The organism is Idiomarina sp. UBA4206 (assembly GCF_002383015.1).
Taxonomy (GTDB): Bacteria; Pseudomonadota; Gammaproteobacteria; order Enterobacterales; family Alteromonadaceae; genus Idiomarina; species Idiomarina abyssalis.
The window spans coordinates 1-8,323 of record NZ_DFTS01000007.1; the positions used below are offsets into that span (position 1 = coordinate 1).

General features: G+C 45.2%; 7 protein-coding genes. 5 read left to right on the forward strand and 2 right to left on the reverse strand.

What is annotated here, in order from left to right:
* Positions 1-1,128: molecular chaperone DnaK (gene dnaK, locus B3180_RS00785; protein ID WP_286842326.1), on the reverse strand; the 1,128-nt coding region annotated here is incomplete at its 3' end.
* Positions 1,129-1,233: 105 nt separating this feature from the next.
* Complete coding sequence (gene grpE, locus B3180_RS00790) at positions 1,234-1,899, reverse strand: nucleotide exchange factor GrpE (RefSeq protein ID WP_199494419.1); 666 nt, start codon at positions 1,897-1,899, stop codon at positions 1,234-1,236.
* 142 nt (positions 1,900-2,041) lie between these two features.
* Between grpE and nadK the strand changes: the two genes are divergently transcribed.
* The 5 genes from nadK to B3180_RS00815 form a co-directional block, all read left to right on the forward strand.
* A complete protein-coding gene (gene nadK, locus B3180_RS00795; protein WP_199494418.1) occupies positions 2,042-2,920 on the forward strand; it encodes an NAD(+) kinase in 879 nt (292 codons plus the stop codon).
* Positions 2,921-3,000: 80 nt separating this feature from the next.
* Positions 3,001-4,665: a DNA repair protein RecN gene (recN, locus tag B3180_RS00800; protein WP_224798018.1), complete on the forward strand. Its 1,665-nt coding sequence runs from the start codon at positions 3,001-3,003 to the stop codon at positions 4,663-4,665.
* 86 nt (positions 4,666-4,751) lie between these two features.
* The gene (locus B3180_RS00805) at positions 4,752-5,102 is read left to right on the forward strand and encodes an outer membrane protein assembly factor BamE (protein WP_199494416.1); all 351 of its coding nucleotides are present in this window, start codon (positions 4,752-4,754) and stop codon (positions 5,100-5,102) included.
* Positions 5,103-5,132: 30 nt separating this feature from the next.
* Positions 5,133-7,841, forward strand: coding sequence for an insulinase family protein (locus B3180_RS00810; protein ID WP_278358353.1), 2,709 nt, complete (start codon positions 5,133-5,135; stop codon positions 7,839-7,841).
* A gap of 105 nt (positions 7,842-7,946) precedes the next feature.
* Positions 7,947-8,323, forward strand: a 377-nt coding sequence (locus B3180_RS00815; RefSeq protein WP_286842338.1) for a two-component regulator propeller domain-containing protein, incomplete at its 3' end; no start/stop codon positions are given.

Genomic DNA, 8,323 nt, shown 5'->3' on the forward strand with positions numbered 1-8,323 from the left:
CGCAGCACCAACGGCAACCGCTTCATCAGGGTTCACGTCGCGGCGTGGCTCTTTACCAAAGAAGTCCGTTACTGCAGCCTGTACTTTCGGCATACGAGTCTGACCACCGACCATGATGATGTCCTGGATATCGCTGACAGACAGGTCAGCATCAGCTAATGCTTGTTTCAGTGGCTCAAGCGACTTCTTAATTAAGTCTTCAACCAGTGATTCCAGTTTCGCACGAGTCACTTTAATAGCCATGTGCTTAGGACCGGTGTTGTCTGCCGTGATGTAAGGCAGGTTAACTTCAGTCTGCTGCGCAGATGACAGTTCAATCTTCGCTTTCTCTGCCGCTTCTTTTAAGCGCTGCATAGCCAGCGGATCTTTACGCAGGTCAATGCCCTGGTCTTTTTCGAACTGCTCAACTAAGTAGTTAATCAAACGGTTATCGAAGTCCTCACCACCTAAGTGCGTATCACCGTTGGTCGCCAGTACTTCAAAAGTGTGCTCGCCTTCAACTTCATCAATTTCGATGATTGAGATATCGAACGTACCACCACCTAAGTCATACACAGCAATCACATTGTCGCCGGACTTCTTGTCCATACCGTACGCCAATGCAGCAGCTGTTGGCTCGTTAATAATACGTTTGACGTTAAGACCTGCGATTTTACCCGCGTCTTTGGTTGCCTGGCGCTGAGCATCGTTAAAGTATGCCGGTACGGTAATAACAGCATCAGTTACCGACTCACCCAAAAACTCTTCGGCGGTCTTCTTCATTTTCTTCAAAACTTCAGCAGAAATCTGTGGTGGTGCTTTCTTATCACCATCAATTTCTACCCATGCATCGCCATTGTCTGCCTTAACAATTTTGTAAGGCATGATACCGATGTCGCGTTGTACTTCTTCGTCTTGAAAGCGACGGCCTATTAAGCGCTTAATCGCAAACAAGGTTTTATTTGGGTTGGTTACTGCCTGACGTTTCGCCGGTGAACCTACCAAAATTTCGCCATCGTCAGTAAATGCAACTACTGACGGGGTTGTACGGTCGCCTTCGCCGTTTTCAATTACGCGAGCTTTGCCACCATCCAGTACAGCAACACAAGAGTTTGTTGTACCTAAATCAATACCAATCGTTTTACCCATGATTCGTCTCCAACTTCTAATTCATGTAATTTGTTTCGATACCCTTTATCTGGGGTGCCCATGTCTGAATTTCAATACCCAACAAGGGGATAATTTTCAATTTTGTTACGCTTTAGTGTCGACACCAGAGCTCGAGTTACGCGCAACCATCACCATCGCTGGGCGCAACAAGCGTCCATTCAGCTCGTAGCCTTTTTGCATAACTGCCATAATAGTGTTGTTCGGGTGGTCGTCCGACTCCTGCATCGACATAGCCTGATGCTGATCGGGATTAAAGGCTTCGCCTTCTTCGCCTATGGCTTTAACGCCGAATTTTTCAAGCGTTGAAGTTAAGCTTTTGTAGGTCAGCTCTATACCTTCCACAAAATTTTTGTTCGCTTCGTCTTCTTTATCAGCCAGCTGTAAAGCTCGCTCTAAGTTATCTACCGAAGTCAGTATCTCGTTAGCGAACTTTTCCAGCGCGAACTTATGTGCCTTTTCAACATCCTGACTAGCTCGGCGACGAACGTTTTCCATTTCAGCCTGTGTGCGAAGCACCGAGTCACGCTGATCATTCACTTTTGCTTCAGCTTTACTCAGCGCAAGCTCTAGCTCAGCAATGCGATCGGTTTGCTCAGACGACTGACCTGCTGTTTCAGCCTCATCAGCAGTTACATCCTGCTGCAACGCATCTTCCGCCGCTTGCGCGGCTTCCTGCTCAGCTTTCTGCTGCTCTACTGTCGGTTCGTTAGCCGCTTCAGCTTTTTGTTTAGAATCGTTTTTGTCGGTCATAAGTGACTCTCTTTAACCAGTTTTAAATTGAGGTTGCCAAGTTAATGGGGGCAAGTTTTTTTCTTTCAAGGGGATTTCTCTCACTTGATAAATTTTCTTGCTCATCGTAGCGTAACCACACGACCGCATAAGGATCCTATGAATGAGTGCTTTTAAAAAAATTGGACTGCTTGGAAAAGCCAATGATCGTGGTACCCAGTTAACCTTAGAAACAATTACCACCGCTTTGATCCATCGCGGATTCAGTCTGTGCCTGGAGACCCGCACAGCCGAGCAGCTGACCTTACCAGAGCAAGTTGAAACACTCAGTCTTCAGGACTTAGGGGAATGGGCGGAAATTGCCATTGTCGTTGGCGGTGACGGCAATATGCTGGGGGCTGCCAGAGCCTTGTGCGAACACAACGTTGGTGTCATCGGTGTTAACCGGGGAAATTTAGGTTTTCTAACCGATCTGGATCCAGATGAAGTTATGACTCCCCTACTTGCCGTTTTAAACGGGGACTACCACGTTGAAGAACGCTTTCTGCTCTCAGCGGAAGTCATTAGTAACGGAGAATCATCAGGCACCGGCCGTGCAATTAATGAAATAGTCCTGCACTCAGACAAAGTCGCTCACATGATTGAGTTCGAACTTTATGTCGATGATCACTTTGTCTTCAGCCAACGCTCAGATGGATTAATCTGCGCAACACCAACAGGCTCCACCGCTTATTCACTCTCTGGTGGTGGCCCAATTTTACACCCCGGCCTTGACGCCATGACGCTGGTACCAATGTTCCCGCACACCTTAAGCAGTCGCCCTATCGTTGTTGACGGCAACAGTGAAGTCCGTCTTAAAGCCGCTTATGATAACGACTTACTTCAGATCAGTTGCGATGGTCACGCCCGAATGACGGTGCATCCCGGTGATGATGTCATTATTAAGAAATACGCTAAAACATTAAGAATGATTCATCCGATAGACCACAATTATTACCACGTATTGCGTAACAAACTGGGCTGGGGTAGCCGGCTTTTTTAATTCGCAAACTTGCATTTTACAAAGACTACTGTATAAATACTGTATAACCTGTACATATCAACAGTATTGGAGCGAAGGCTATGTTATCGCAATTAACTGTTCGCAACTTTGCCGTCGTTAAGTCTTTAGACATTGAATTTCATAACGGCATGACTGCCATCACCGGCGAAACGGGTGCCGGTAAATCAATAGCTTTAGATGCGCTAAGCCTATGTCTGGGCAGTAGAGCCGATGCAAACTGGGTCCGCCCGGGGCAAGAGAAAGCGGAAATCTCTGCCGTTTTTACACTTGCAGCCGACAGTCCCGCATACCAATGGTTAATAAGCAACGAATTTGATACCGATGAAGACTGCGTATTACGCCGGGTTATTCAGCGCGATGGCCGCTCTAAGGCCTGGATAAACGGAACCCCAGTTCCTTTAAGTCAGCAAAAATCTCTGGCTCCCTTGTTGGTTAACATACACGGGCAGCACGAACACCAGCTGTTACTAAAAGAAGATCACCAGTTAAGTCTGTTGGACAGTTATGCTCGTCATCAGCATTTGCTGGATAAAGTCCAGGAAGATTATCGAAATTGGGCTTCTGTCGAAAAACAGTATCAACATTATCAACAACAAAAAGAAGAACTGGAGGCTCAGCGTCAGCTTCTTGAGTATCAAGTCAATGAATTAAATGAGTTTGCCCTGACTGATGGTGAGTTTGAGGAACTGGATCAAAAACACAAGCGTTTGAGCAACAGTAAGGTTTTGCTTGAGGCTGGTGTATTTGCTTTAAACGCACTTTATGAAGGCGAACATAATAATGCAGCCGGCTTGGTTCAGTCAGCAAGCCAAAGGCTTGAAGAAGCTGCAGAAATGGACACTGCACTCACCCCCATTAATCAGTTACTGCAACAAGCCAAAGTACATATTGAAGAAGCGGCTCTGGAATTAAGGCAATATCAGGATGACCTGGAGCTAGACCCCGGCGAACTCCAAATAGTTGAAGAACGTTTAAGTACCGCTATTAACCTTGCTAAAAAACATCAAATACCTGGTGCAGAGTTAAGTCAGCAGCACAAAAAGCTTATCTCTGAATTAAATAGTCTGGAGCAAGCCGGCGAGCACGCAGAGCAACTTGATGAGGAAAGACAACAAGCCCGTAAAACCTATCGGGATAGCGCGCAGAAGCTGTCCAATAGTCGCGAACAGGCGGCAAAAGAATTGAGCCAGAAAATCAGCCAGTCTATGCATGAACTTAATATGCCGCACGGGCGTTTCGTCATTCAGGTAGAGCATGATGCCAGCGCACGGGCGACTCGCTTAGGTACAGATCAGGTCGACTTTCTCGTAACAACGAACCCCGGGCAACCAATACAGTCGTTGAATAAAGTCGCCTCTGGCGGTGAACTTTCAAGAATAAGCCTTGCCATACAGGTCATGACGGCGACTCAGAAAACGGTACCCACCATGATGTTTGATGAAGTTGATGTTGGTGTCAGCGGGCCTACAGCAGCTATCGTCGGCTCTATGCTTCAAAAGCTGGGGAAAACGTCACAAGTTATTTGTGTCACTCATTTACCTCAGGTTGCTGCAAAAGCTCACCACCAGCTACAGGTGAGTAAGACAACAGATGGTGCGGAGACAGAGACGGCGGTTACAGCATTATCAAATGAGCAGCGAGTTATTGAATTGGCACGGCTACTCGGTGGCGACAAAGTGACTGACATGGCAAAAGCGAATGCTAAAGAGTTACTCGCCAGTTAAATACGTTCTATGCTGGCGTTCGATGAAGTCATTGTTTATCATCAACGCCAATACAATCAATTATGATTAATTTTAATAGGTATTTCATGTCAAGATTTGGAGTTTTGCTGGTTGCCATTATTGGCTTAAGTGGCTGTTCATTGCTCGATAAAGTGGTTTATCGTATTGATATTCCTCAGGGAAATTATCTGGAGCAAGAAGATGTCGATAAATTACGCGTAGGAATGACCGAAGAACAAGTTATTTTCGTATTAGGAAACCCGGTTGCTGAGAACAGTTTTGATTCTGACCGTTGGGTATATCTCTACAATATGGATCCAAATTCTGGCAAAGATTTCCGCAAAGAATTGGTATTAACCTTTAACAACAAGCAGCTGCAGGATTTTAAAGGTGATTTTGATAAACCAGAAAACTTTGAGCAGCCACTGGATCAATAACTCGATTTAAAATTCATATCAGGGAGAATTATGGCGAACTCTTCACTCACTGATGAGGTCGTCCGTGTTGTCCGCAGTTCTGGAGACAAACGAGACTATCAACACCTGACACTGTCCAACCAACTTAAGGTGTTGTTGGTTCATTGTCCTGATAGCCCCAAAGCTGCGGCTTCTGTCGCCGTCAACGCCGGTCACTTCGATGATCCAGACCATACTCAAGGGTTAGCCCACTTTCTGGAACACATGCTATTTTTAGGCAGCCGAGCCTTCCCTGAGCCCTCTGCTTTTGGCCACTTTCTCAACTTGCATGGTGGGCAGCACAACGCCTGGACAGGTACTGAGTTTTCTAACTTTCATTTTGACTGCAATGCTAACGCCTTATCACGTTCGTTAGAGTTTTTTGCCTCAATGTTGAAAGAGCCGTTACTGTCCGATAACTGGATAGATAAAGAAATTCAGTCAATTGAGTCTGAATTCCGTTTAAAGCAAAATGATGAACTCCGTCGTCTTTATCAGGTTCATAAAGTTACGGCTAACCCTGAACATCCGTTTAGCCAGTTTTCCGTAGGTAACCTTAATACACTCAAAAATGACAAGCACGGCAGTTTAAAAAGTAAACTGAAAGCCTTTTTTAACGAACATTATGTTGCTCAAAGAATGCGTCTGGTCATTGCCGGACCGCAGTCGCTTGATGAGCTAACTCGGCTAGCGCAACAATACTTTTCTGATATTAAGCAGGAAAGCGGCCCCAAAGAGCTAATTACAGCTCCTCTTTATCTTAATGAGCAGAAAGGTGTATGGATTAAAGTAAAGCCTATCAAGGTAGCCTACCGGCTTATTCTGACCTTGCCTTTACCCAGTATTGACGAAGATTACCCTCATAAGACCACCAGTTTTATCGCTCACTTATTGGGTTACGAAGGTCCTGGAAGCCTGTTTAATGCATTACGTTCAAAAGGCTGGGTTAACTCTCTGTCTGCTGGTGGCGGAATCAGCGGCAGCAACTTTAAAGATTTTAATATTAACTTACAGCTGACAAGCTCTGGCCGCCGTAATGCCAGTCATATCGTGCAATGGATTTTTGCGTACATTCGAAAAATAGAAGCGGAAGGTGTTATTGACTGGCGCTATGAAGAGCGCCGTATAACAACGGAAATGAGCTTTCTTTATCAGGAGCCCACTCCGGTTGGCGAATTAGCTAATCAGCTCTCCGTTAACGCTTTTCATTATAAACAGGAAGATGCGCTCTACGGTGATTACCGTATGGACGGATTGAATCACGTCTACGCAAAGCGGTTATTGCAAGAAATGACGGCACAAAATGCTCGTATTACCTTAGTTGCTCCTGATGTTGAGACTGATCGGGTCGCACCTATTTATAATACAGAGTACGCCATAGAAGCAATTAGTCAGCTTCAGAACCAGCTGTTTTCATCAACGCCCGAAAACTTTTGCTGCGGCTTACCCAAACCTAACCGTTTCCTCAACTCACGATTTGCTCCATTAGAGCTGGAAGCCGGTGGTTCCCTGCCAAACTTGATTGAAGATAGCCCTCAACTCCAGTTATGGCACTTACAGGATCGTGACTTCAGAGTTCCTAAAGGGCATATTTATCTTTCATTAAAATTACCGGCCGTCACCAACTCGGCCTTTAATTTTGCCATTGCCCGCTTATGGTCCGAGTTAATGATAGACGCCTTAAATGATGACCTTTACGATGCAGAAGTCGCAGGGTTACATTTTAATATATACCCAACCCAAAGCGGCATTACCATTCATACAACGGGCTTGTCGGCCGGGCAAATTCCTTTGATGCAGCACCTTATTGAGCGCGCTTTAAAAACGCGTTTTGCAAGACGCAGATGGCACGATCTTAAGCAGAGCCTTTTAAGTAACTGGCACTCCGCCCATCAGAACCAACCTTTGAATAAACTCTTTGCTGAGCTCAACCAGCAACTGCAATTCGGTTTGTTCAGGCTGCACGATTTAGCCTGTGAGCTAGAGCCGGTCTCTTTTCGTCAATTTACGGTAGAAATCGCTAAGTTATTCTCCCCTGTTCATGTTACCGCGTTTGCACACGGCGACTGGAGGAGAGAGAACGCTTTACAGCTTGGGCAGCTTATTAAGTCTAATTTACCTAGTTCGAGAAGTGCTTCGATTAAGCGGGCTCCCATAAAGCGAATACGGGACTTTGTTTCGCAGCAACTCTTAGTCCCTTCTGAGCACTCAGATACTGCCCTGCTTCTTTACTACCAGGGGAGAGATGACACATCAATGGAACAAATCAGTTTCATGCTTTTACAGCAACTGATTCACCAGCCTGTATTCCAGGAACTAAGAACAGAGCGTCAACTTGGTTATGTTGCAGGCAGTCAGTATTTCCCGGTACAACGGTTGCCCGGTATTCTCTTTTTCTTACAGTCACACGAATACAGTGCCGATGAAATTTACCAGGCAATGCAAGAGGTTATCGCTCAACAGCTGGAAGTCCTCCATAATTTAACGTTAAAAGAATGGCATCACGCAAAATCAGTACTGAGACAACAAATACGAACTATCGATCGAAATTTACGCGTGCGCAGCCAAAGACTCTGGGGGGCAATTCAACTTGCAGATACTGAGTTTAACCGTCAACAGGAGTTATTATCAGCCTTGGAGCACTGTCAGTTAGTCGAGTGGCTCGAGAGAATAAAACAGCGTCTAAGTGACAAAACGCAACTACTGAGACTTCAAACCTAAGCTTAGAGCGAGTAGAATAGCCTTTGACAGTAAGTTGCTCTCTCGTTATCTTAACGATATATTAACAATAAAGAGCTACTTAAGTAGCCACTCATTAGGTTTCTCGTGATCTTTACTCTTTCTATCAGAACATTACGCTCTGCGTTTTTGCTATGCTTTTTGTTATTACAAAGCTATAGCCCTAATGTTTCTGCACAAGAAGTCCCTGACGATCTTACCGTTAAACAATGGTCTTTTTCAGACGGTTTACCTGATAATCATATCTATGATAGTTCTGAAGGCCCCAATGGTTTTTTATGGATTGCAACTGAAGAAGGTCTAAGCCGCTTTGACGGCACTCAATTTTATAATTACTCAGCAAGCAATGAATCAACAACCAATGTACTATCGGTTAGCATAAAACAGCTTTTCTTTGATAAATCAGAGTCTCTTTGGCTGAACTCAGAGAAAGGACTGGCTCGACTGTCATTAGAGTCCTTTAC